Source organism: Salinimicrobium sediminis, from assembly GCF_900215295.1.
Taxonomy (GTDB): Bacteria; Bacteroidota; Bacteroidia; order Flavobacteriales; family Flavobacteriaceae; genus Salinimicrobium; species Salinimicrobium sediminis.
In genome coordinates this window covers 145384-166526 of sequence record NZ_OCMF01000003.1, presented here as the reverse complement: position 1 = coordinate 166526, position 21143 = coordinate 145384, and the positions used below count along the sequence as shown (strand labels likewise).

Here is a 21143-nt window from a genome sequence, read left to right as displayed (position 1 = left end):
AGTGATCAGTGATCAGTGATCAGTTTAAATGAAGGAAAAGTCTTGGTTCCTGGCTCTTGTTTTCTACACTAGTGACCATGGGGCATGTTTTAAATCCCCAAATCTTCAAATTTACTTCCTACTGCCCACTACCAATTCAAAGTCCTGACTCTCGGTTCTGAACTCCTGGCTTTTTTTAAATCTAACACACGCAACCTTTAATGATTTTGAGGTCATATAGATAAAGACAATTACGAAAAAAGAGTATGAAAAAATTAGTATTACTTGCGTTGTTAATATTCACAATACAGAGTTGTGAATTGGAGTCGGATGATCCGGTTTGGATGCCGGAGTTAGCTAAGGTAACGGCTATCGATTTACCGGAATTTTTTGAAGAGGGAAAAAGCTATGACATTGAGGTAACTTACGTTCTGCCTACAGCCTGTCATATTCCCCAGGGAATTAATGCCTCCCGAGAATCGCTTTACGGCAGCGGCCGAAGAAAGATTTATGTGGCAGGGATTGCAGCAAAGAAATACGGCGAACCTGAGTGTCAGGAAGAAAGTACAGATCTTGAAAAAACCGGAAGTTTTAGGTTGGTGGTAGATGAAGACATGCCCTACACCTTCTTCTTATGGACCGGGAAAGATCAAACAGGAAAAGATCTTTATACCGAAGTAGAAGTACCCGTGGGGGAACCGGCTGAAGAGGCACAGGAATAAACCGCATTTTAATTATTATTTGTAGCCGGGGCTGTCTAAAGAGGTAACTTTTTAGGCAGCTTTTTATTATTTATTGATCAGCTTAAGAATATAAATTTTTGACGCAGATACTAAGGCTAATCCTCGCCGGAATCAAAAACTTAAAAATCAGTTAATTAGCAAATAGCCTCTGAGAAATAAGGCAGGATCTTCTTATATTTAATCTTACAGCAGATTAATAATTCCGGGAGGAAATTCAGCGTCGCAACCCGGGAATTTGCCGGGTTTTTGCATCGTAAAATTTTTAAAGCCATGATAGAATTCAGCACCTCCAGTAGAGAAAAACGCCAGCCCGAATCCAGGAATCGCAAAGGTATTGGAAGACAGGACTGGGGTTACACAAATCATTACAGAAGAATGATGATGCAGCGGCTTCCTCCTAAAGATAATGAAGAAGAGGAAACTTAAAAATAAAGATATCCCGAAAGATTTAGAGGCTCATAAAATGCTATTTTTTGTGCCTCTTTCTTTTTACTCTTCCCTCCACCCCTGTTCTATTTCTAAAAATGTCAAATCTTTAAGGGAGAAACCCATTAAATGTTGCCCGCGTTCTCAACAGCTTCTTTTCAAACCCAGGAAACCGGATTTTCGGACAGCAATTCTTTAGTAGATTTACTTAACCCCCTCTCCTTCTCTGTTTTTATAACTTAGGCTTAACACATTATTCTTACAATAAAGGCTATCTTAATAAGGTTAACCAAAAATTCAAAGTGATGAGAGTAAGATTAAATAGTGTCTACAAATTTTTGATGGTACTGTTGGTACTGGTGCTGGCCTCCTGTGGTTCTGCCAAGAAGACCGGAGACGACCTTGTTACCGATTCCCGGCAGGAAAAAGATATGATTGAACGTAATTATCCCGTAATGGCCGATCATTTTGACAGTGCCGTTGGATACGCCATTTTTCCAAACGTGGGTAAAGGAGCCTATGTAATTGGTGGTGCATCGGGAAACGGAACAGTATATGAAAACGGAAATCTTATAGGTTACGCCGATCTAAAACAAATTGATGTGGGACTTCAAATTGGCGGTAAAGCTTTTGTAGAAGTACTCTTCTTCGAAAATGAACAGGCTTTGGAGAAATTTAAAAGCGGAAGCTATGAATTAAGTGCGAATGCCTCTGCTGTTATACTTGATGAAGGATTTTCAAGAGATCTGGAATTCCAGGATGGAGTGGCAATAGTCACTGTCCCAAAAGGAGGCGCTATGGCAGGAATCTCTGTAGGCGGACAAAGATTTGAATTCAGGCCACTATAATAATCGTGGTTCAAAAAACAGAAAACGGCTCCCTGAAAGGAAGCCGTTTTTTTGTTACCATTTCATTATAGCAAAAAATTTAATCTACTTTTCTAAAATTTCCCTGAGCATCAAATTCCAGTTCGGTACCGTCTGCCAGCTCTACTTCCTGCTCATCATCGTTCTTTTCCCAACTGATTATCTTGTTTCCGGAATAATTTGATTGAACATAAGTGACCACCTCTTTTGGTAGTGCTGCCTCAGGTATGGCTTCATTATTTTTACTGTCTATCTCTGTGATCTCTCCATTTTTATTGAAATCCAATTTGATTCCATTGGAAAGATGCACCTCATATTTCTCATCCTTATCCCAGAATTCCCAGCTGCTCTCTTCCTTAGTGGTTTCAATAGTGGCAGAAGAGAAATTCTTTTTGATGTAATCCTGAGAATTTTGTGGCAGGTTTGCAGATGTTTGAGCAAATAATCCAAAGGAGCCTAACATTAAAGCCCCGCTTAAAATCAATTTTTTCATAGTTATATTTCTTTTTTAATTCTGAACAAAATAAGCCCCCGAAACTGGAAGAAAATGGGAATGCTATGGTTTAGTTTAATTTCTCCATTTTCAATTAACTTTTCCCGTTCCCGATTGTTTCCGAATTTGGCTTATATTTTTGCGGGCATTTAAAATCTTATGAAGATACTTATTATAGAGGACGAAGCAGAGATGTCCCGCAACATGCAAACCACCATGGAAAAAGAAAATTACCTGGTGGAGGTGGTCAGTAGCTACAAGGAAGCACTTTCGAAAATCGGAATCTATGACTATGATTGCATTCTCCTGGACATTTCTTTACCCGACGGGAATGGACTGGAACTCCTTAAGATCTTAAAAGACAAAGGCCTCTCTGATGCCGTAATTATTGTTTCGGCTAAAGATTCTCTGGATGACCGTATTCTGGGTCTTAATTTGGGTGCCGATGATTACCTCCCAAAACCATTTCATATGGCAGAACTAAATGCCCGGGTAAAAGCCATTTTACGAAGGCGTAAATTCGATGGTTCCAATGTGCTGGAATTTTCCAATTTAAAAATTGATATAGACCACCACCAGGTGAAAATAGATGGCAAGGAACTGGAGCTTAACCGTAAGGAATTCGACGTACTGCTTTATCTTAGTATCAATAAGAACCGCCTCGTAAGTAAGACTGCCCTTGCCGAACATGTGTGGGGTGACAATATCGACCAGGCCGACAGTTTTGAATTCATCTACTCGCAGATCAAGAACCTAAGAAAGAAATTGACTACCGCCAAGGCTCTCCCCGAGATCAAGGCAGTGTATGGAATAGGTTATAAGCTCATTAGCCAATGAAACTTCTCAACTATACCACCTCCTATTTTGCATTGATCCTCATCTTCCTACTTTCCATATGGGCGGTAATCTTTTACATCGAGATCCTCGATGAGATCTATGACAGCATGGATGATGGCCTGGATAACCAAAAAATGCTGGTGATAAGAAAAGCGGCAAAGGATCCGGCCCTGCTTAAGAAGAATACTTTTGATGAAGGCAACTTTATAATTACCCCTACTTCTTCAAAAACTGCGGAAAAATTTACCGATGCCTACCGGGATACGCTGATGTTCATGGAAAATGAGGAAGATTTTGAACCTGTCCGCCTGCTGGAAAGTGCTTTTCGCCATGAAGGGGAATATTATAAGATCAAGGTGATAACCTCCATGGTAGAAGAGGATGATCTCATAAAAGAATTATTCTTTTCTCTTATTTGGCTCTATGTTGGTCTAATATTAACCATTCTCCTGTTGAATAATTTCCTTCATAAAAAGGTATGGCAGCCGTTCTACAAACTCCTTAGGAGCCTGGAAAAATTTAATATTGAAAAAGACACCGAGATCAAATTCGGATCCACTAAAGTGGAGGAATTCCAACTGTTGAATGAACGTATTGATAAACTGCTGAAGAAGTCGGTCGAAAGTTATACCAGCCAAAAGGAATTTATTGAGAATGCTTCTCATGAGCTGCAAACCCCTCTGGCTATAAGCATTAACAAACTGGAATTACTTGCAGAAAATTCTTCCTTAGAGCCTCAACAAATGGAAGAGCTGGGCCTCATCCTGAACAATTTGGAAAGATTAACCCGGCTTAATCGTGCCCTGCTCCTCCTCTCCAGGATCGAAAACCGGCAGTTTGCAGACGAAGAAACGGTAAACTTTAACCAGCTCCTGAAGCAAATAAATCTCGAATTTGAGGATCTTGCCTCCCATAACAGCATTGAAGTTGATGTAATAGAAACGGCTGAACTTCAATACAACATGAGTAAAGACCTTGCCAGAATTCTGGTGGCAAACCTGCTCAAAAATGCACTTTTACACACCCCTGCAGCAAGCAGGGTGAAAGTTGAAATCTTTAAAAATCAAATTTTGATTCAGAATTTAGGAGAAAAGCCGCTCAACCCAAAAACACTTTTTTCCAGATTTCAACCAGGCAAAAGGAGTCATTCCAACGGACTGGGACTTGCGATCTCTAAAGCCATTGCCGACAGGTATAACCTGGAGATCAATTATGATTTCAGGGACAACCTGCATTCCTTTACAATTAACTTTTAATTACCACTGAATTCCCATTTCTTTCCCGATTCCGTTCGGAAATTAGCATTAAAAAAAAAATGAAGCCGAAGTGGGTCCTGTATCTGTTACTTTCCGGAGTTTTGCTTTCCTGTGATTCCGATGATTATCCGAATGCGGATATTCCTTCGGTAGCGATCAATCATTTCCGGGCTTTATATCCTGAAGCTTCCGAAGTTAACTGGGAGCAGGTCAAGGATCATTATGAAGTGGATTTTGAACTTTACGGCCGCGATACAAAGGTGCAAATTCAAACTTCCGGAGATATCATAAAGGAAAAACAGGAAATCCCTTACGAGGTATTACCTCCGGAAGTAAAAAGCAGCCTGGAGAAGGAATTCGGAAAGAAAAAAATTGAAGATCCTGAAATGATCACTGCGGGTGAAAGAAGGTATTACCAGGTGGAGATCGCCGGCTTCTTTTTTGACAAAGAAATGATAGTAGATAAACAGGGAGTAAAAATCACTTCAGTTCCTTACTGGGATTAAAAACACAGCTATGAAAAAAACGAGTCTTATCATCCTCATACTGGCAATAAGCCTGATAGGTTTCTTTGCCTTTCAAAAAGAAAAACCAAATGACCTGCAACAACAGGAATACCGGATCCTTCAAAAATGGGACCTTCCTGAAGAGTTAAGTGAGATCTCCGGAATAGATTGGATAGGCGAAAATACCATTGCAGCGGTACAGGATGAAGATGGGATCATTTTTATTTATGACCTCAAAAGTTCCAGCATAAAAAATAAAATAAAGTTTCATGGAGGAGGAGACTATGAGGGTATTAGAGTAACCAAAGATGACGCTTACATTTTAAGAAGTAACGGTACTATTTTTAAAGTGGCAAATTATAAGGGCCCCGAGCCTATAGTCACCGAATATAATTCCTACCTCGCAGAGGTCAACGGTATTGATGTGGAAGGTTTACATCTCGATCACGAAAATGCCCGGCTACTCCTTGCCGAAAAAGATAAAAAAGGCAAGAATGTTTCAAAAGGCATCTATGCCGTCACCTTAAACCTTGAAAATTCCTGGAAGGAACCCGCTCTAAAAATAAACCTGGAAGATCCGATCCTTGGGAAGGGAAAGAAGAAAAGCCGGGGCAAATTTTATCCTTCAGAAATTACCGCCCATCCTAAAAATGATAATTACTACCTGCTGGATGCGCAATCCCCATCCCTGCTCATCATGGAACCCGGCGGAGAGCTGGTAAAGCTCTATTTGCTCGATAAGAAAGATTTTGAGCAACCAGAAGGGATAACCTTTGATCCTTCCGGGAACGTATACATCTCCAACGAAGCAGGGAAAAATCAGGCAAATATTTTAAAGGTGGCTTTAGAATAAGGGTAATGGCAATAAATAATAAGAGGCCGGAAAAATTACATTTTCCGGCCTCTTATTATTTCAGGTTTAGCGCAGTTTAAACAATCTCTGCACTCAAGCCTTCGTCGAGCAATTTTCCGCAGCGGGGCTCCAGTTCCTTATAAGGTCCTGTTTTAACCGTGCATTTACCTTTATAGTGTACTAACAGCGCACACTGTTCCGCTTGCTCGGGAGTATGCTCACAGGCAATGATGAGGGTTTCAATAACGTGGTCAAAAGTATTATAGTCATCGTTGTAAAGAACGATCTCATGTACTTTGGATGCTTTGCTTTTTACTTCTTTCTTCTCAAGAACTTCTTCCTTCGTGCTCATAATCAGTCTAATTCGTGATAAATTCAAGGGTTAAATATAATAAATTCTATTCAATCTTGTTTTTTACAAACCTTAAAGCGACCCATTCATCTCTCTCTATATAATCGCTGTATTCCAGGCCCTCTTTCTCACATTCCTTTCTAATTGCAGGAATATCTTTGGAATAGAATCCACTAAGATATAATTCTCCCCCGCTGTTCAAACATTTGTTATAGGCAGAAATATCTTCCAGAAGAATATTTCGGTTAATATTGGCAATAATAACATCATAGTTGCGTCCCTCCAGCAGTTCGGCAGCACCTTCAAAAACAGAAATATTTTCACAGGCATTGCGCCCCACATTTTCAAGAGTATTTTGGTAGCACCAGTTGTCAATATCTATGGCATCGATCTCAGTTGCCCCCTTTTTCTCTGCAACGATGGCAAGTACGCCGGTACCACAGCCCATATCCAGCACTTTTTTCCCCTGAAGATCATACTTCAGCAAAAATTCTATCATCATATGAGTGGTGGCATGATGCCCCGTGCCAAATGACATTTTTGGCTCAATGACTATGTCATACTTAACATCGGGTTGAGGATGGAACGGTGCCCGAACCCCGCATTCCTCATTGACCACAATAGGATGAAAGTTTTTCTCCCACTCTACATTCCAGTTCACCTGCTCAATTTCGGTTTGGGTGAAGGAAATATCGAATTCATTCGACTGGAGTATATGTAACCCCGACATAGTTTCAGCTTCATATTCCTCTGTAGGAATATAAGCCGTAATTCCATCTTCATTCTCCACAAAACTTTCAAAACCCGCCATGCCGAGTTCGGCAATCAAGATTTCAGAAGCAGGTTGCGGAGGCTCAATAACAAATCTAAACTCCAGGTAATTCATATTTTTCACTTTAAAACGCATTAACGATAGCCAGGAAATCGGGCGCTTTTAAACTTGCTCCTCCAATTAGTCCCCCGTCTACATCTTCCTTGGCGAAGATCTCCTGTGCATTTTCCGGCTTAACACTTCCGCCGTACAGGATCGCCACCTCATTTGCCAAAGTCTGTCCAAATTTTTCAGCGATGGTTTTTCTTATAAAAGCGTGCATTTCCTGTGCCTGTTCGGGAGAAGCAGTTTCTCCGGTTCCAATGGCCCACACCGGTTCATAGGCAATTACCACCTTCTTCCAGTTTTCTTCAGAAACCTGAAAGAGTCCTTTTTCAAGTTGTGACTTCACCACTTCAAAATGTCTTTCTCCCATTCTTTCACTAAGTTCTTCGCCACAGCAAAAAATCACTTCCATATCATTTTCAAGAGCTGCATTAACCTTTTTTGCAAGGACCTCATCGGTTTCCTTAAAGATCGCGCGGCGTTCACTGTGACCAATGATCACAGTTTTAATTCCTATACTGGTAAGCATACGGGCAGATACCTCGCCGGTATAAGCCCCTTCGCTGTTTTCGTTCATATTTTGAGCCGCAACATCAATGGAATATTTTCTTAAAGATTCAAAGGCATGGTGTAAATTGGTAAACGCCGGCGCCACGATTACCCGTACGCCTTCTTTTTCCTGCCATTGATTTTTAATTTGTCCAAGCAGATCTTCTGTTTGGGCAAGATCGTTATTCATTTTCCAGTTTCCGGCTACTATTTTCTGTCTCATCTTGGTTTTTTAAGGGGATAAGTTAGTATTCTGTTTTCGATGAAAACGCTAAAACTATTATAAATTCCTTCGGAAAATATTAATAGTCAAGAGCTTATCAATTAATTTATTTCTTCTGAAATATTGCAGTACAAATATACGGCTGCAGGGCGTAGAAAACTGCAAAAAAGGGTCGGAAATACTACTTCGAAAGCGGTTATGAAAAGAATATTTTAAGGACAATTAGACAATGTCACACAGCAAATATGACTTCTTACATATTTTCAATCCTTCCAGGTTTAAAACCGGCTGAGTGGTCAAACCAGGGACTAAATACCATTCAAAAAATACCTTTTTTGGCACCTCTTAAAACTTAAGATCTTCAGCATCATTCCAATGCAATTTCTTAAGGATCGTCCCTTTCTGAAGCTTCACCAGCCCGGGATTACTTCGAATAATTGTTTTTAAAGCCGTCTCATCACTAAAAAACCACTCCAGGTCAAGGCCATACTTCCTGTTCATGGTACCTTTTAGATCCTCGTCTGAGGCTGAAAGCCCAATGACCCTGTAGCCATTGCTTCTCGCTTTTTTAATGACCTTTTCTAATTTTTCAAGCCCATCGGGTTCACTGCGATTAAGGCTGTAGGCAACGATCATGAGCAGTTTCTCCTCCTGCAGGATCTCAGAAGTAAAATTCTCTCCATCTTTTTCTATGGAGAAATCATGAATGGGCGGTTCATAGCCTTTTTTGACCATTTCGGTTTCCACTTCAATGAATTCCCCTTCCACAGCCGGGTAAGATCCATTCGTAGTGTAAATTTTTTCTTCGCCATTTACCCTGAATTTCCAGTTGTAGTCATAAACTGCTTCCTGAGCCCCTTCGGGAATGGTCATCGCCTGCTGAATATTAGTTCCTTCCTTATAAGCTCTGAAATCAAGCCAGGGAAGGTGCATTAGCACGTAATAAGCAAAAAGGAAACATAGCATGAAAGAAAGGAATACGATCCAGCGGTGCGATGCCTGTGCAAAATAAGGGGTAATGTGTTCTCTTTTAAAAAATAGGAACAAAATGAGCACCAGCAGAATGATGTCCTTATAAAACGACTGCCAGGGGGTTAGAGGAATTGCATCTCCAAAGCACCCACAGTCTGTCACCTTGTTGAAGTAAGCTGAGTAAAAGGTCAAAAAGGTAAAAAACAAGATCATGAGCAGCAGCACCCATGTGGTGAATCTTGGCAAATAACCTATAAGCAACATGATTCCCACGACCACCTCAAAGACGACCAGTAACAATGCAATCACTAAAGCAAAGGGAGCTAAAAATTCCAGGTTCAGCACCGACGGACTAAAATATTCTTCCAGTTTAAAAGAAAAACCAATAGGATCATTAAGTTTAACAAATCCCGAAAAAATAAATAAGATCCCTACCACCCAACGGGCGATGCTTACAAGAATTTTCATGTGTTGCCGATTTATGTTTTGCTTAGTTCGCTGTTTTCGTGAATATGTATAAGGGCAAAAACTGCATAATTGATCATGTCCTCATAATTCGCCCCAATTCCTTCACTCACCAGAGTCTTGCCTTTATTATTTTCAATCGTCTTGATACGTAGTAATTTTTGCAGGATAAGATCTGTCAGGGAACTTACCCGCATTTCACGCCAGGCCTCTCCGTAATCATGATTTTTATTCTCCATAAGGGCTTTGGTTCTGGCAATGGTTCGATCATACAATTCTGAAACTTCTTCTTCATTTAGATCCGGTTGCTCTGCCACGCCTTTTTCCAGCTGAATCAAAGCCATTACAGAATAATTGATGATCCCTATGAATTCCGGCACTTCTCCTTCATCCACTTTTCGCACTTCATTCTCCTGAAGCCCCCTAATTCTCTGAGCTTTTATAAAAATTTGATCTGTGAGGGACGGCAGCCTCAGGATGCGCCATGCACAGCCATAGTCTTTCATCTTTTTTAAAAACAAGCTTCGGCATTCGGCCACCACGGCATCATATTGGGCAGAAGTATCCTTCATAGAGACAGGGAATTTGCGTAAATTTCGCTGATTTTATTCTTTTTGTCAAAGTTAATTTTTCCATTCAAAAAATAGCATTTTTAAGCATGTATATCAACTGCAAGGGACAACTCATGGATTTTTCTACTCCCAAAGTAATGGGAATCCTTAACATCACCCCCGATTCGTTTTATGACGGCGGCAAGAGAAATAGCCTGCAGGACCACCTGCTTCAGGCAGAAAAAATGCTTGAAGAAGGTGCAGACATTATTGATGTTGGTGCTTATAGCAGCAGGCCGGGGGCTGAAGATATTCCGGAAAGCGAAGAATTGCAGCGGATCCTTCCGGTGGTGAAGGCACTGGTAGAAAAATTTCCAAAGATCATTTTGTCGATAGACACCTTTAGAAGTGAAGTCGCCAGGCAATGTGTGGAAACAGGAGCCGCAATAATAAATGATATTTCCGCTGGAATTCTGGACGAAAAAATGATGCAAACTATAGCCCAGCTGCAGGTGCCGTATATCATGATGCACATGCGAGGCAATCCTCAGAACATGAAAGATCTCAATGAATACGAAGACCTGGTGCAGGATCTGCTTTTCTATTTTTCGGAAAGGATCGAAAAGGCGAGGGTCCTGGGGATAAATGATCTCATCATAGACCCCGGCTTTGGATTTTCCAAGAACATCGATCAAAATTTCCGGTTGCTCTCAAAACTTGAGCTGTTCAAAAACCTTAATTTACCCATACTCTCTGCTCTTTCCAGAAAATCCCTGATCTATAAAACCTTTCACACCACCCCGGAAGAAGCGCTTAATGGTACTACGGTTTTAAACACCGTTTCTCTCATGAAAGGTGCAAATATTCTAAGGGTCCACGATGTGAAGGAAGCAGTGGAATGCGTGAAATTGGTGGAGCGCCTGAAAAACTAGCTTATAATTTTTTACATTTACCAAAAAGCAAATCTACCTTGGAGTTTTTAGACCTGCGCATTCTCGATATTGTTGACATCATCTTTATCGCTGCCCTGCTTTACTATATCTATAAATTAGTAAAGGGAACCGTTGCGGTCAACATCTTTATTGGGATCGTGATCATCTATTTCGTCTGGAAGCTTACCCAGCTACTGCGAATGGAAATGTTGAGCAGCGTGCTTGGAGAATTTATTGGCGTAGGGATGTTTGCTTTGATCGTTGTGTTTCAGCAGGAGATAAGAAAGTTCCTTCTCATGATAGGCTCCACAAATTTTGCACGGAGAAGGAGATTTCTCCAAACTCTAAAGCTTATAAAGGATGACCTGGAGGTGCCGCATGATGTGGAGGCTATAGTAAAAGCTTGTGAAAATATGGGCAGAACGAATACAGGAGCATTGATCGTTATTCAAAAAAATACCAGCCTTGACTTTATTAAGAATACAGGGGATCCAATGAAAATTCAGGTGAATCAGCCTATTATTGAATCTATTTTCTACAAGAATAGTATTTTACATGATGGAGCAATGATCATTGAGGATAATTATATTACAGCAACCCGTGTTATCCTTCCGGTTTCCAATGACAGAACAATTCCTTTAAGATTTGGGCTGCGTCACCGGGCCGCTGTAGGAATTACCGAAAAGACCGATGCCCTTGCACTGGTGGTAAGTGAAGAAACCGGGCAAATCTCTTATATTAAAGATGGGGAATTTGTGATCTACGAAGATCACGATGACCTGGTTGAAAAACTCAGAGCAGATCTGCTCTAAAGCGTTTCCTCTTCCTGCATGAACTGCACCTCATAAAGATTTTTGTAGTATCCATCTTCTTTTTTAAGAAGCTCTTTATGGGTTCCCATTTCCACAATTTTCCCTGCATCCATCACCAGGATCTTATCAGCCTTTTTGACGGTAGCCAGACGGTGGGCAATTACTATGGAAGTACGACCTTGGGTCACCTTATCTGTAGCGTCCTGAATGAGTTGTTCACTGTAGGAATCCACAGAAGATGTTGCCTCATCCAGTACGAGAATACTCGGATTGCTTACATAGGCCCTTAAAAATGCAATTAATTGCCGTTGTCCCGAAGAAAGCATTACTCCCCGCTCCTTCACGTTATAATCATATCCGCCGGGAAGGCTGGCAATGAATTCATCTACCCCGATCTCCCTGGCTGCAGCTACCACAGTCTCTTTAGTGATCTTTGGATCGTTAAGGGTAATATTGTTCAGGATAGTGTCGGCAAAAAGGAAAACATCCTGTAATACAATGGCGATTTCGCTCCTTAGAGATTTGAGGGTCATATCTTTTACATCGATGCCGTCCAGCAGAATCCGTCCACTGGAAATCTCATACGACCGGTTGAGCAGATTGATAATGGTAGATTTTCCGGCACCGGTAGCTCCCACGATGGCCACAGTTTCACCAGGTTTAGCTTTAAAAGAAACTCCTTTAAGAACTTCTTCGTCGCCCACATAGCTAAAACGAACTTCTTCAAATTCAATTTCCCCTTTTAGGTGATCCACAACGACAGTACCTTCATCGGCAATAGAAGCCTGGGTATCCAGGATGCCAAAAACGCGATTTGCAGCCACCATTCCCATTTGAAGCGTATTGAATTTATCGGCTATTTGACGCAGGGGCCTAAAGAGCATCTGGGTTAATTCCACAAAGGCGACAATTACCCCTAAAGTAACAGCTTCACTGCCCCCCATCACCTGCAAACCTCCATACCATACGATAAGACCAATGGTTATGGAAGTGGACATTTCGGCAATTGGAAAGAAAATGGAGTTGTACCATACCGTTTTGATCCAGCCTTTGCGATGTTTATCATTGATCTCCTTGAAATTCTCGTACTCCTTTTGCTCCCTGGTGAAGAGCTGAACGATCTTCATTCCTGTAATGCGTTCCTGCACGAAGGTGTTTAAGTTGGCTACCTGGGTCCTTACCTCTTCAAAGGCCACCTTCATTTTCTTCTGAAAAACTCTTGTTGCGTAAAGAATGAATGGTAGTACCACCAGTACAAGTAAGGTCAATCTCCAGCTTTGGTAGAACATAAAGGCCAGAACTACAGCCATTTTGAGCAGGTCACTAATGATCATAAACAAACCTTCGCTGAAAATACTTGCTATAGTCTCTATATCGCTCACTGCCCGTGTCACTAATCTTCCCACAGCCGAATTATCAAAATATTTCATTTTAAACTGCAGCATGTGTTTAAAAAGATTTACCCTGATATCCCTGATCACTTCCTGCCCCAGCCAGTTGGCAAAATAGATGAAACAGAACTGGAAGATCACCTCTAAAACCAGTACGCCCGCCATAAGAGATATAAAGAACAGCAGCTGGTCATTATCCTGCGGCACAATAGATTCATCTATGGTGATCTGTAGTAGATACGGCCTCATTACTCCCAGCAAAGACAGGAGAACGGCAGCAATAGCCACAAAGTAAAAAGTCCACTTGTAGGCACGGGTATAGGCCAGCAGACGCTTAAAAAGGTTAAAATCAAATGCTTTTCCCGTTGATGCAGCCATTAATTAAAAATTCCTGTTGGATAAATGATCCTGGTTAAATATAATCCGTGTGCAGGTACAGACGCGCCTGCATTACTTCTGTCTTCACTTTTAATGATTCTGTGCATCTCCTCTACCTCCATTTTTCCCTGTCCAATTTGCAGCAGGGTCCCCACTATCGCCCGAACCATGTTCCGCAGAAACCGGTCTGCCGAAATGTGAAAAACAAGCCTGTCTTCCTGTTGCTCCCACTCTGCTCTTTTGATCGTACAGTTATAAGTAAAAACATCTGTCCTGGACCGCGAGAAACATTTAAAATTGGTGTAATCGAGCAATATTTCTGCCGCCCTATTCATTTTTTCAATATTCAGCTCTTTGTGAATATGGTAAGCAGTATCTGTAGAAAAAACGTCTTTCCTGGTCACTATATGATATTCATAGGATCTGGAAACAGCATCAAACCTTGCATGAGCTTCGGGGGTTACCTTAAAAAGTCCTTTTAACGCAATATCCTGCGGCAAAAGAGAATTAGTTCTAAAGATAAAATCTTCATCTAATTCTGCTTCAGTATTAAAATGTGCAAAGATCTGCCTGGCATGTACTCCGGAATCTGTTCTGCCCGCTCCGATTATTTCGACTTTTTTCTGCAGCAGGGTGCTTAAGCTTTGTTCAACCACCTCCTGCACAGAAAGGGCATTTGGTTGTCGTTGCCAGCCGTGATAAGCCTTTCCGAAGTATTCCAACTCCAAAAAATATCTCAATCTAAATTTTTACTTTTACAAATTATAAGCTACAAAGATAAGCCATTCGGGGCAACTGCTCATTCTACCTTATCTATAGTTTGTTAATCTCGTTATAAAAATTCCCGATGAAAAAAATTCTCCTGTTAAGTGATACCCATGGCTATATGGATGACCGAATCCTTAAATATGCAGAAGAAGCAGATGAGCTGTGGCACGCAGGAGATATTGGCACCACCGCTGTAAGTGATTCTCTTCAAAAAATCAAACCCTTAAAGGCCGTTTTTGGAAATATTGATGGAGCCGAAATTAGAAAGGAATTTCCTCTTAATAACAGGTTCATGTGTGAACAGGTAGATGTATGGATCACCCATATTGGCGGATATCCCGGCCGCTACTCCCCTGCCGTAAAAGAGGAAATTAAGGCTAATCCTCCACGCATCTTCATTAGCGGACATTCGCATATTCTCAAGGTTATGAACGATAAAAAACTGGGGGTGCTCCACATGAATCCCGGTGCTGCAGGAAAACAGGGATTTCACCAGATGCGAACCATGCTTAGATTCGTCATAGACGGAAAAGAAATCCGGGACCTGGAGGTGATTGAGCTGGGGAAAAAGTAGTGTTCAGTGATCAGTGATCAGTGATCAGGAAGTTGATAGTGCCCAGTCTCCATTAGGACTAGAATAAATTAAATGTCACCTCGAGCGCAGTCGAGAGGTTGAACTTTAAACTTTGAACCTTAATCAACCCAACAAAAAAACCCGAAGTTTTCACTCCGGGTTTTTACGCACTAATACTACTAAGATGAAAGGTTTATCGCAACCGGTCCACAGATTTTACAAGATCTTCATCCTTTTTTATGGCCTTATTGGCCAGCACTAAAAAAACGATAGAAAATACAGGAGTCAGCATCCCAATACCTTTCTCTGAAACCGAAGTTTCTCCAGATATAGTTAGGGACCAATAGACAAATAATCCTAGTAAAATTAAGTTTAATAAGATATTGATACGCCCCAGCACAAACTGAAGCTTTCTATTCCTAAACAAAAAGATCGTAACTAAAGAGATCAACGCAGACAGCAAAGTAAGACCTAAGGCAGACATTACATCTTCGATGTAAACAGGATTACCTGACAGGTCATTCCAAAGCTTAAAAATAAAGACAAATCCAGCACTTAAAAGGGCCGCGATCAATAGGTAAACAGTCTGTATTCTTTGTAGCATTTATCCTCAATAGAGGCACAAAAATAAAAGATTCTTTTTAGAAACCATATTTAAATAATTAAAATAATGTCGTATAATTGCAATATCAATTCGTAACCAATTCAATAAAGGTTACTTAGACTCCAAAAAAATTTTTCGATTCTTCCTCGAGAAGGTTAAATAAACCAAAGATCAATTTTATCTAAAAACATTCATGTTTGAAATTTCAGAATTAAAGGCTAAAAAGCTGCCTGAACTTCAGGAAATAGCCAAAACGCTAAATGTGCCTAAATACCGCACTCAAAAAAAGCTTGATTTGGTATATCAAATCCTTGATTACCAGGCTGCCAATCCAAAAAAAGTTCAGGAAGTCCTGACAGATGAGGATGTAAAACCACAGCCTCAGGAAGATCAAAATTCCGAAAAGCAGCACCGCAAAACCCGTCCCCGCAGAGAAAAGAATACTGCCGACAAAGGCACTGAAGACAAGTCTTCTAAAAATGTTTCTGCTTCAGAAAAGAAGGAAGACAGCAGGGACAAATCTTCAGAATCAAAAGGTTCTTCTCCAGACAAAAGGCACGATCAGAAAAACAAAAGAGAAGATTCTCAAAGACAACAGTCTTCTTCCAAAGATTCCAGTCCCCGAAATTCTCAAAAGGACAACAGGAAAGATTCCCGTCAAAAAGATTCCAGAAACCAGGGCAGCAGAGATAACAACCAGCGGGATAACCGTGACTCCGGGAACAGAGATTCCGGCAACCGCGATAACGGCAATAGAGATAACAGCAACCGTGATAATCGTGGCGACAGCGGCAACAGGGACTCCGGGAACAGAGATTCCGGGAACCGCGATAATCGCAACCGCTACAAGGAACCCGACTATGAATTTGATGCTATCATAGAAAGCGAAGGCGTTCTCGATATTATGCAAGACGGTTATGGCTTCCTTAGGTCATCTGACTATATGTACCTTTCCTCTCCAGATGATATTTATGTTTCCCAGTCACAGATCCGTCTTTTCGGACTTAAGACCGGAGATACTGTTCTTGGACAGGTAAGGCCTCCAAAAGAAGGAGAAAAATATTTCCCTTTGATCAAGATCAATAAGATCAATGGACTTGATCCACAAGTGGTGCGGGACAGAGTTTCTTTTGAACACCTTACTCCCCTATTCCCTCAGGAAAAATTTAATATTGCCGAAAGACAAAGCACAGTTTCAACCAGAGTTATCGATATGTTCTCTCCAATAGGAAAAGGGCAAAGAGGTATGATCGTTTCCCAGCCCAAAACCGGTAAAACGATGTTGCTTAAGGATATTGCAAATGCAATTGCCGCAAACCATCCTGAAGTGTACCAAATTATTCTTCTTATTGACGAACGTCCTGAAGAGGTAACCGATATGCAGCGAAATGTAAAGGGAGAAGTGATCGCTTCAACTTTTGACAAGGAAGCTCATGAACATGTAAAGGTTGCTAACATAGTTCTTGAAAAGGCCAAAAGAATGGTGGAATGTGGACACGATGTGGTCATTCTCCTGGATTCCATTACCCGTTTGGCAAGAGCTTATAATACTGTACAACCTGCCAGCGGAAAAGTTCTTTCCGGTGGTGTTGATGCGAACGCGCTTCACAAACCAAAAAGATTTTTTGGTGCCGCCAGAAATATCGAAGGTGGAGGATCTCTTTCAATCATCGCAACTGCTCTTACCGAAACAGGGTCAAAAATGGACGAAGTTATCTTTGAAGAATTTAAAGGTACAGGTAACATGGAACTTCAGTTGGACAGAAAGATCGCCAACAGAAGAATATTCCCTGCTATCGATCTTACTTCTTCCAGCACGCGTCGTGATGACATCTTACTGGACGAAGCCACACTTCAAAGAATGTGGGTAATGCGTAAATATCTTGCCGATATGAATCCTGTGGAAGCCATGGAATTCATCAACGACAGGATCAAGCAAACCAAAAATAACGAGGAGTTTCTTATCTCCATGAACGGATAAGACTTACCTCTCTAAAATCATAAAATCCGGACATTTTTGGTGCTCCGGATTTTTTTTTGTTTTACGGTTCAATAGAGAGATTGCGGAAACGAGCACCACCCCGTCCGCTAAAAGCGGACACCCCTCCTCAATGAGGAGGGGAGCTAAAAGGGGATTCTGAAGAATAATCGAAAAGAACAAGAACTTTCCCATCCGCCAGCGGCGGACTCCCCTCCTCAGGGAGGAGGGGAGCTAATTTCCGGGTTCTAATTAAAAATCCAAAGGCGAGCACCACCCCATTCGCCGGTGGCGGACATTCCTCCTCAGGAAGGAGGGGCGCAGTTTGAAATTACAGAAGGAAAGCCCGGAGACAGACCCGTCCGCTTGCGGACGACCACCTCAAAGAGGTGGTAAAACAGACCAATGGCTCCCCTCCTTATTTTAAGGAGCGGTGTCCGCGATAGCGGACGGGGTGGTTAAAACACGAAACCCCGCAGCTTTCACTGCGAGGTCCTTTTACTTTAAAACGAAAAAATGCCTCTCGTTTTTAAACGAAAGGCATCCTCCTATAAATTGAACACTATTTTATTAAAGCGCAGCTACGTGCTTAGCTAACTGAGATTTAAGGTTAGCAGCTTTATTATCGTGAATAATGTTTTTCTTCGCCAATTTGTCGATCATAGAAACTACAGTAGGAAATAAAGTCTCTGCTTCCTGCTTTTCTGCATCCTTCAACTTCTTGATAGCGTTTCTTGTAGTTTTATGCTGGTAGCGGTTTCTAAGACGCTTAGTCTCATTGCTACGTATTCTCTTCAACGCCGACTTATGATTTGCCATTATACTTAAATTAAATTATTTCTTCTTGTAGTCCGTAGGGGAATCGAACCCCTGTTACCAGGATGAAAACCTGGCGTCCTAACCCCTAGACGAACGGACCAATTAATTATTTCAAAACCGGTTTACACGACTTGTAAACCTCTTGTAGTCCGTAGGGGAATCGAACCCCTGTTACCAGGATGAAAACCTGGCGTCCTAACCCCTAGACGAACGGACCATTTATTTTCAAATGCGGATGCAAAAATACAACTATTTTTGAATGGCGCAAATGTAGAATAAATTTTTTTGAATTTTTAATAAGCTTTAGCAAACAACACTCTTCCCACAGACGGTTTTCCCGTATAAACACAAGCACCTTCCTCCTTGTGTTCGTCAAATGGAATAAGCCTTATAGTAGCTTTTGTAAGTTCTTTGATCTTTTCTTCGGTTTCGGAAGTTCCATCCCAATGCGCCGAAATAAAGCCGCCCTTTTCATTTAAAACCTCTTTAAATTGTTCAAAGTTCTCCACCCGGGTGATATGATCATTTCTAAAGGAAAGGGCTTTTTGATGCAGGTTCTCCTGGATCTCGGTCATTAATCCTTTGACCTTTTCCACCACCTCGGTTTGTGCAATGAATTCCTTACTCAGCGTATCTCTTCTGGCAAGCTCTACAGATCCTTTTTCCAGATCCTTTGGTCCTATAGCAATCCTTACAGGTACACCCTGCAATTCATACTGGGCAAATTTCCAACCCGGCTTCTGAGTATCCCGATCATCATACTTCACCGAAATTCCCTGCGCTCTAAGGTCTGCTGCTAATTGATTAGCAACTTCAGATATCTGGTTCAATTGTTCTTCTCCTTTGTAAATAGGAACTATTACCACCTGAATTGGAGCCAGGTTTGGAGGTAACACCAATCCGTTATCATCACTATGGGTCATGATCAAAGCTCCCATTAACCTGGTGGAAACTCCCCAAGAGGTAGCCCATACATATTCAAGGCTTCCTTCCTTACTGGCAAACTTGACATCAAAAGCCTTTGCAAAATTTTGTCCAAGGAAATGAGAGGTGCCGGCCTGTAAAGCTTTTCCATCCTGCATCATTGCTTCTATGCAGTAGGTTTCTTCGGCTCCTGCAAAGCGTTCGCTTTCGGTTTTTCTACCTTTTATTACCGGCATTGCCATAAAACTTTCAGCAAACTCGGCGTATATGTTATTCATTTGCTCGGTTTCTGCCAGGGCCTCAGCTTTAGTAGCATGAGCGGTATGCCCTTCCTGCCACAGGAATTCGGCAGTACGAAGGAATAAACGGGTTCTCATTTCCCAGCGCACCACATTAGCCCATTGGTTAACCAGGATAGGCAGGTCGCGATAGGATTGGATCCAGCCCTTATAAGTGTTCCAGATTATAGCTTCAGAAGTTGGCCTTACCACCAGCTCTTCTTCTAATTTTGCATCAGGATCAACAATAAGCTTCCCTTTATTATCGGGATCGGTTTTTAACCTGTAATGAGTAACAATAGCGCATTCTTTGGCAAAGCCTTCAGCATTCTTTTCTTCAGCTTCAAAAAGGCTCTTAGGGACAAAAAGAGGAAAATAAGCATTTTGATGCCCTGTTTCCTTGAACATTTTATCCAGTTGTGCCTGCATTTTTTCCCATATTGCATAACCGTAAGGCTTGATCACCATACAGCCTCTTACAGCAGAATTTTCGGCCAGGTCGGCTTTCACAACCAGTTCATTATACCATTTTGAATAATCTTCTTTTCGAGTAGTTAGGTTCTTTGCCATCTCCAGTCTTTTGGCACAAATCTTGCACCTTGTTAATGAAATAAAGTTAGGGCAAAACTAACTATTTTTATCTTTGTTCAATAATTAATTCAACGCCATGAAACGATACTACAAGCTTTTAAATGTGAGAAACCTGCTAACAGCAGTGAGTTCTCTGTTTTTATTAGCTTCCTGTAGTTCTTACCAGTATGCCGGGTATGAAAATGATGGAATATATTCCTCTTCAAGAACCGGTGAGGCTTATACTGCTAATGATTACGAGGAATCTTATGAAGACGCCTTATACTACAAAAATCTTTTTGGAGAGAAAGCAGAGCAATTTGGAGCCGTACCTGAAGAAGGAGCCATCTTTACCGATGTGGAAAGTTATGCTTCGGGGCAATATGATGCCGAGATGTTTGGTGAAGAAGGCCTTGCCTATGAACCCGGACGTGCTGCATGGGGATCTGATCCAGATGAGATCTCGATAAACATTTACAACGATTACAACCCGTTCTATTACGGTTACGGATATCCCTATTATGCCGGATTTTACGATCCGTTCTGGGGACCTCATTACAGGTATGGGTTTTATAACCCATACAGATACGGTTATGGATATCCTTACGGATACGGTTATCCCTTTGCATATCATTCCTGGGGCTGGAATATAGGATGGAGCTTTGGATGGGGCGGTTATTACGGCCACAGGTATTCTCCCTACTACTATGGACATAATTATTACCCGTCATATAACCGTCGGGATGTAGCTTACAGCTCAACCAGGAGAGACGCCTATTCCACAAATAACCGTTACAGACAAAGTAATGATGATAGCCGCATCTCCAGAATACAGGGTTATTCGAACACCCGGAATGTTAGGGCTGCAGGTACTTCAAGAACAGATGCCAGAACCTACCAGACCAGAACTACAAGGGTAAGATCGTCCTCCATACCTAATAGAAGATCTTCGGACAGTTACAGGACTTCCACTCAACGTCGGGAAGTCCAAAGTACCAGGACTGCGCCTACACGACGTGAACCACAGGCGAGAACTACCAGATCAAGCAGCAATAATAACAATAGCAGCTACAGGTCTTCCTCATCCAGCTCCAGCACAAGATCTTCCGGTACCACTACCAGATCGAGCCGCGGTAGAGGTAACTAGCCAAGTCTAACAAAACTGAT

23 protein-coding genes and 2 tRNA genes are annotated in these 21143 nt (G+C 41.5%); 12 read left to right on the top strand and 13 right to left on the bottom strand.

From position 1 onward, the window contains the following. The first annotated feature begins 245 nt into the window (after positions 1-245). From CRO16_RS11825 to CRO16_RS11820, 3 genes are all read left to right on the top strand, one after another. Entirely contained in the window at positions 246-701 is a 456-nt protein-coding gene (locus tag CRO16_RS11825) for a hypothetical protein (RefSeq protein WP_143544532.1), read from the top strand. A 291-nt stretch (positions 702-992) separates the two neighbouring features. Continuing rightward, entirely contained in the window at positions 993-1148 is a 156-nt protein-coding gene (locus tag CRO16_RS16190) for a hypothetical protein (protein WP_179670531.1), read from the top strand. 305 nt (positions 1149-1453) lie between these two features. Continuing rightward, complete coding sequence (locus tag CRO16_RS11820; protein WP_097056599.1) at positions 1454-1996, top strand: lipid-binding SYLF domain-containing protein; 543 nt, start codon at positions 1454-1456, stop codon at positions 1994-1996. A gap of 79 nt (positions 1997-2075) precedes the next feature. Here the strand turns inward: CRO16_RS11820 and CRO16_RS11815 are convergent, their stop codons facing one another. Further along, positions 2076-2507, bottom strand: coding sequence for a PepSY-like domain-containing protein (locus tag CRO16_RS11815; RefSeq protein ID WP_097056598.1), 432 nt, complete (start codon positions 2505-2507; stop codon positions 2076-2078). A gap of 159 nt (positions 2508-2666) precedes the next feature. Between CRO16_RS11815 and CRO16_RS11810 the strand changes: the two genes are divergently transcribed. From CRO16_RS11810 to CRO16_RS11795, 4 genes are read left to right on the top strand one after another with little or no spacing between them, the layout of a single operon-like run. After that, complete coding sequence (locus tag CRO16_RS11810; RefSeq protein ID WP_097056597.1) at positions 2667-3344, top strand: response regulator transcription factor; 678 nt, start codon at positions 2667-2669, stop codon at positions 3342-3344. Then, positions 3341-4600 (top strand): sensor histidine kinase, encoded by a 1260-nt coding sequence (locus CRO16_RS11805; RefSeq protein WP_097056596.1) that lies wholly within the window; start codon positions 3341-3343, stop codon positions 4598-4600. The genes CRO16_RS11810 and CRO16_RS11805 overlap by 4 nt, the downstream gene beginning before the upstream one ends. A gap of 59 nt (positions 4601-4659) precedes the next feature. Then, a complete protein-coding gene (locus CRO16_RS11800; RefSeq protein WP_097056595.1) occupies positions 4660-5106 on the top strand; it encodes a PepSY-like domain-containing protein in 447 nt (148 codons plus the stop codon). Between the two features lie 10 nt (positions 5107-5116). Further along, a complete protein-coding gene (locus CRO16_RS11795) occupies positions 5117-5959 on the top strand; it encodes an SdiA-regulated domain-containing protein (protein ID WP_097056594.1) in 843 nt (280 codons plus the stop codon). 76 nt (positions 5960-6035) lie between these two features. Here the strand turns inward: CRO16_RS11795 and CRO16_RS11790 are convergent, their stop codons facing one another. The 5 genes from CRO16_RS11790 to CRO16_RS11770 all read right to left on the bottom strand — a co-directional run bounded on the left by CRO16_RS11790 (position 6036) and on the right by CRO16_RS11770 (position 9969). Further along, a complete protein-coding gene (locus tag CRO16_RS11790) occupies positions 6036-6311 on the bottom strand; it encodes an ATP-dependent Clp protease adaptor ClpS (RefSeq protein WP_097056593.1) in 276 nt (91 codons plus the stop codon). A 46-nt stretch (positions 6312-6357) separates the two neighbouring features. Further along, positions 6358-7197, bottom strand: coding sequence for a 50S ribosomal protein L11 methyltransferase (gene prmA / locus CRO16_RS11785; RefSeq protein ID WP_097056802.1), 840 nt, complete (start codon positions 7195-7197; stop codon positions 6358-6360). 10 nt (positions 7198-7207) lie between these two features. Continuing rightward, positions 7208-7960 carry a triose-phosphate isomerase gene (gene tpiA / locus CRO16_RS11780; protein ID WP_097056592.1) on the bottom strand — a complete coding sequence of 251 codons (753 nt, stop codon included), beginning with the start codon at positions 7958-7960 and terminating at the stop codon, positions 7208-7210. Between the two features lie 345 nt (positions 7961-8305). After that, the gene (locus CRO16_RS11775) at positions 8306-9400 is read right to left on the bottom strand and encodes a BT_3928 family protein (RefSeq protein ID WP_097056591.1); all 1095 of its coding nucleotides are present in this window, start codon (positions 9398-9400) and stop codon (positions 8306-8308) included. An 11-nt stretch (positions 9401-9411) separates the two neighbouring features. Beyond that, entirely contained in the window at positions 9412-9969 is a 558-nt protein-coding gene (locus CRO16_RS11770) for a DUF1599 domain-containing protein (RefSeq protein WP_097056590.1), read from the bottom strand. 86 nt (positions 9970-10055) lie between these two features. Between CRO16_RS11770 and folP the strand changes: the two genes are divergently transcribed. Together folP and cdaA are read left to right on the top strand one after the other, a co-directional pair. Then, positions 10056-10880: a dihydropteroate synthase gene (folP, locus tag CRO16_RS11765; protein ID WP_097056589.1), complete on the top strand. Its 825-nt coding sequence runs from the start codon at positions 10056-10058 to the stop codon at positions 10878-10880. A 38-nt stretch (positions 10881-10918) separates the two neighbouring features. After that, a complete protein-coding gene (cdaA, locus tag CRO16_RS11760; RefSeq protein WP_097056801.1) occupies positions 10919-11692 on the top strand; it encodes a diadenylate cyclase CdaA in 774 nt (257 codons plus the stop codon). Here the strand turns inward: cdaA and CRO16_RS11755 are convergent. Both CRO16_RS11755 and truA read right to left on the bottom strand, forming a co-directional pair. Further along, the gene (locus CRO16_RS11755; RefSeq protein ID WP_097056588.1) at positions 11689-13461 is read right to left on the bottom strand and encodes an ABC transporter ATP-binding protein; all 1773 of its coding nucleotides are present in this window, start codon (positions 13459-13461) and stop codon (positions 11689-11691) included. The two genes, cdaA and CRO16_RS11755, sit on opposite strands and share 4 nt — an antisense overlap. After that, entirely contained in the window at positions 13461-14201 is a 741-nt protein-coding gene (truA, locus tag CRO16_RS11750) for a tRNA pseudouridine(38-40) synthase TruA (RefSeq protein WP_097056587.1), read from the bottom strand. Before truA ends, CRO16_RS11755 begins: the two co-directional genes overlap by 1 nt. Positions 14202-14308: 107 nt before the next feature. On the opposite strand from truA, the gene CRO16_RS11745 reads away from it, so the two are divergent. Continuing rightward, entirely contained in the window at positions 14309-14803 is a 495-nt protein-coding gene (locus CRO16_RS11745) for a metallophosphoesterase family protein (protein WP_097056586.1), read from the top strand. Between the two features lie 193 nt (positions 14804-14996). On the opposite strand, the gene CRO16_RS11740 is transcribed toward CRO16_RS11745, so the two are convergent. Beyond that, positions 14997-15407 (bottom strand): DUF4293 domain-containing protein, encoded by a 411-nt coding sequence (locus CRO16_RS11740; protein ID WP_097056585.1) that lies wholly within the window; start codon positions 15405-15407, stop codon positions 14997-14999. Between the two features lie 193 nt (positions 15408-15600). On the opposite strand from CRO16_RS11740, the gene rho reads away from it, so the two are divergent. After that, positions 15601-17388, top strand: coding sequence for a transcription termination factor Rho (gene rho / locus CRO16_RS11735; RefSeq protein ID WP_097056584.1), 1788 nt, complete (start codon positions 15601-15603; stop codon positions 17386-17388). 567 nt (positions 17389-17955) lie between these two features. On the opposite strand, the gene rpsT is transcribed toward rho, so the two are convergent. The 4 genes from rpsT to proS form a co-directional block, all read right to left on the bottom strand. Next, positions 17956-18204 (bottom strand): 30S ribosomal protein S20, encoded by a 249-nt coding sequence (gene rpsT, locus CRO16_RS11730; protein WP_097056583.1) that lies wholly within the window; start codon positions 18202-18204, stop codon positions 17956-17958. Between the two features lie 28 nt (positions 18205-18232). Next, positions 18233-18304 (bottom strand) — tRNA-Glu (locus tag CRO16_RS11725). Positions 18305-18349: 45 nt separating this feature from the next. Next, a tRNA-Glu gene (locus CRO16_RS11720) sits at positions 18350-18421 on the bottom strand. A gap of 76 nt (positions 18422-18497) precedes the next feature. Then, on the bottom strand, positions 18498-19976 hold the full coding sequence (proS, locus tag CRO16_RS11715; protein ID WP_097056582.1) for a proline--tRNA ligase: 1479 nt from the start codon (positions 19974-19976) through the stop codon (positions 18498-18500). Between the two features lie 97 nt (positions 19977-20073). Here proS and CRO16_RS11710 point away from each other — a divergent pair, with 97 nt between their 5' ends. Continuing rightward, positions 20074-21123 (top strand): hypothetical protein, encoded by a 1050-nt coding sequence (locus CRO16_RS11710; protein ID WP_097056581.1) that lies wholly within the window; start codon positions 20074-20076, stop codon positions 21121-21123. The last annotated feature ends 20 nt before the right edge of the window (positions 21124-21143 follow it).

What these genes read in the sequence shown, in the direction of transcription:
- CRO16_RS11815 (WP_097056598.1), bottom strand. Translation starts at nt 2,507, where the DNA reads ATGAAAAAATTGATTTTAAGCGGGGCTTTAATGTTAGGCTCCTTTGGA.
- CRO16_RS11775 (WP_097056591.1), bottom strand. Translation starts at nt 9,400, where the DNA reads ATGAAAATTCTTGTAAGCATCGCCCGTTGGGTGGTAGGGATCTTATTT.
- CRO16_RS11795 (WP_097056594.1), top strand. Translation starts at nt 5,117, where the DNA reads ATGAAAAAAACGAGTCTTATCATCCTCATACTGGCAATAAGCCTGATA.
- folP (WP_097056589.1), top strand. Translation starts at nt 10,056, where the DNA reads ATGTATATCAACTGCAAGGGACAACTCATGGATTTTTCTACTCCCAAA.
- CRO16_RS11740 (WP_097056585.1), bottom strand. Translation starts at nt 15,407, where the DNA reads ATGCTACAAAGAATACAGACTGTTTACCTATTGATCGCGGCCCTTTTA.
- CRO16_RS11745 (WP_097056586.1), top strand. Translation starts at nt 14,309, where the DNA reads ATGAAAAAAATTCTCCTGTTAAGTGATACCCATGGCTATATGGATGAC.
- CRO16_RS16190 (WP_179670531.1), top strand. Translation starts at nt 993, where the DNA reads ATGATAGAATTCAGCACCTCCAGTAGAGAAAAACGCCAGCCCGAATCC.
- rpsT (WP_097056583.1), bottom strand. Translation starts at nt 18,204, where the DNA reads ATGGCAAATCATAAGTCGGCGTTGAAGAGAATACGTAGCAATGAGACT.
- CRO16_RS11755 (WP_097056588.1), bottom strand. Translation starts at nt 13,461, where the DNA reads ATGGCTGCATCAACGGGAAAAGCATTTGATTTTAACCTTTTTAAGCGT.
- CRO16_RS11770 (WP_097056590.1), bottom strand. Translation starts at nt 9,969, where the DNA reads ATGAAGGATACTTCTGCCCAATATGATGCCGTGGTGGCCGAATGCCGA.
- CRO16_RS11710 (WP_097056581.1), top strand. Translation starts at nt 20,074, where the DNA reads ATGAAACGATACTACAAGCTTTTAAATGTGAGAAACCTGCTAACAGCA.
- tpiA (WP_097056592.1), bottom strand. Translation starts at nt 7,960, where the DNA reads ATGAGACAGAAAATAGTAGCCGGAAACTGGAAAATGAATAACGATCTT.
- CRO16_RS11790 (WP_097056593.1), bottom strand. Translation starts at nt 6,311, where the DNA reads ATGAGCACGAAGGAAGAAGTTCTTGAGAAGAAAGAAGTAAAAAGCAAA.
- CRO16_RS11825 (WP_143544532.1), top strand. Translation starts at nt 246, where the DNA reads ATGAAAAAATTAGTATTACTTGCGTTGTTAATATTCACAATACAGAGT.
- proS (WP_097056582.1), bottom strand. Translation starts at nt 19,976, where the DNA reads ATGGCAAAGAACCTAACTACTCGAAAAGAAGATTATTCAAAATGGTAT.
- CRO16_RS11800 (WP_097056595.1), top strand. Translation starts at nt 4,660, where the DNA reads ATGAAGCCGAAGTGGGTCCTGTATCTGTTACTTTCCGGAGTTTTGCTT.
- CRO16_RS11820 (WP_097056599.1), top strand. Translation starts at nt 1,454, where the DNA reads ATGAGAGTAAGATTAAATAGTGTCTACAAATTTTTGATGGTACTGTTG.
- CRO16_RS11810 (WP_097056597.1), top strand. Translation starts at nt 2,667, where the DNA reads ATGAAGATACTTATTATAGAGGACGAAGCAGAGATGTCCCGCAACATG.
- prmA (WP_097056802.1), bottom strand. Translation starts at nt 7,197, where the DNA reads ATGAATTACCTGGAGTTTAGATTTGTTATTGAGCCTCCGCAACCTGCT.
- rho (WP_097056584.1), top strand. Translation starts at nt 15,601, where the DNA reads ATGTTTGAAATTTCAGAATTAAAGGCTAAAAAGCTGCCTGAACTTCAG.
- CRO16_RS11805 (WP_097056596.1), top strand. Translation starts at nt 3,341, where the DNA reads ATGAAACTTCTCAACTATACCACCTCCTATTTTGCATTGATCCTCATC.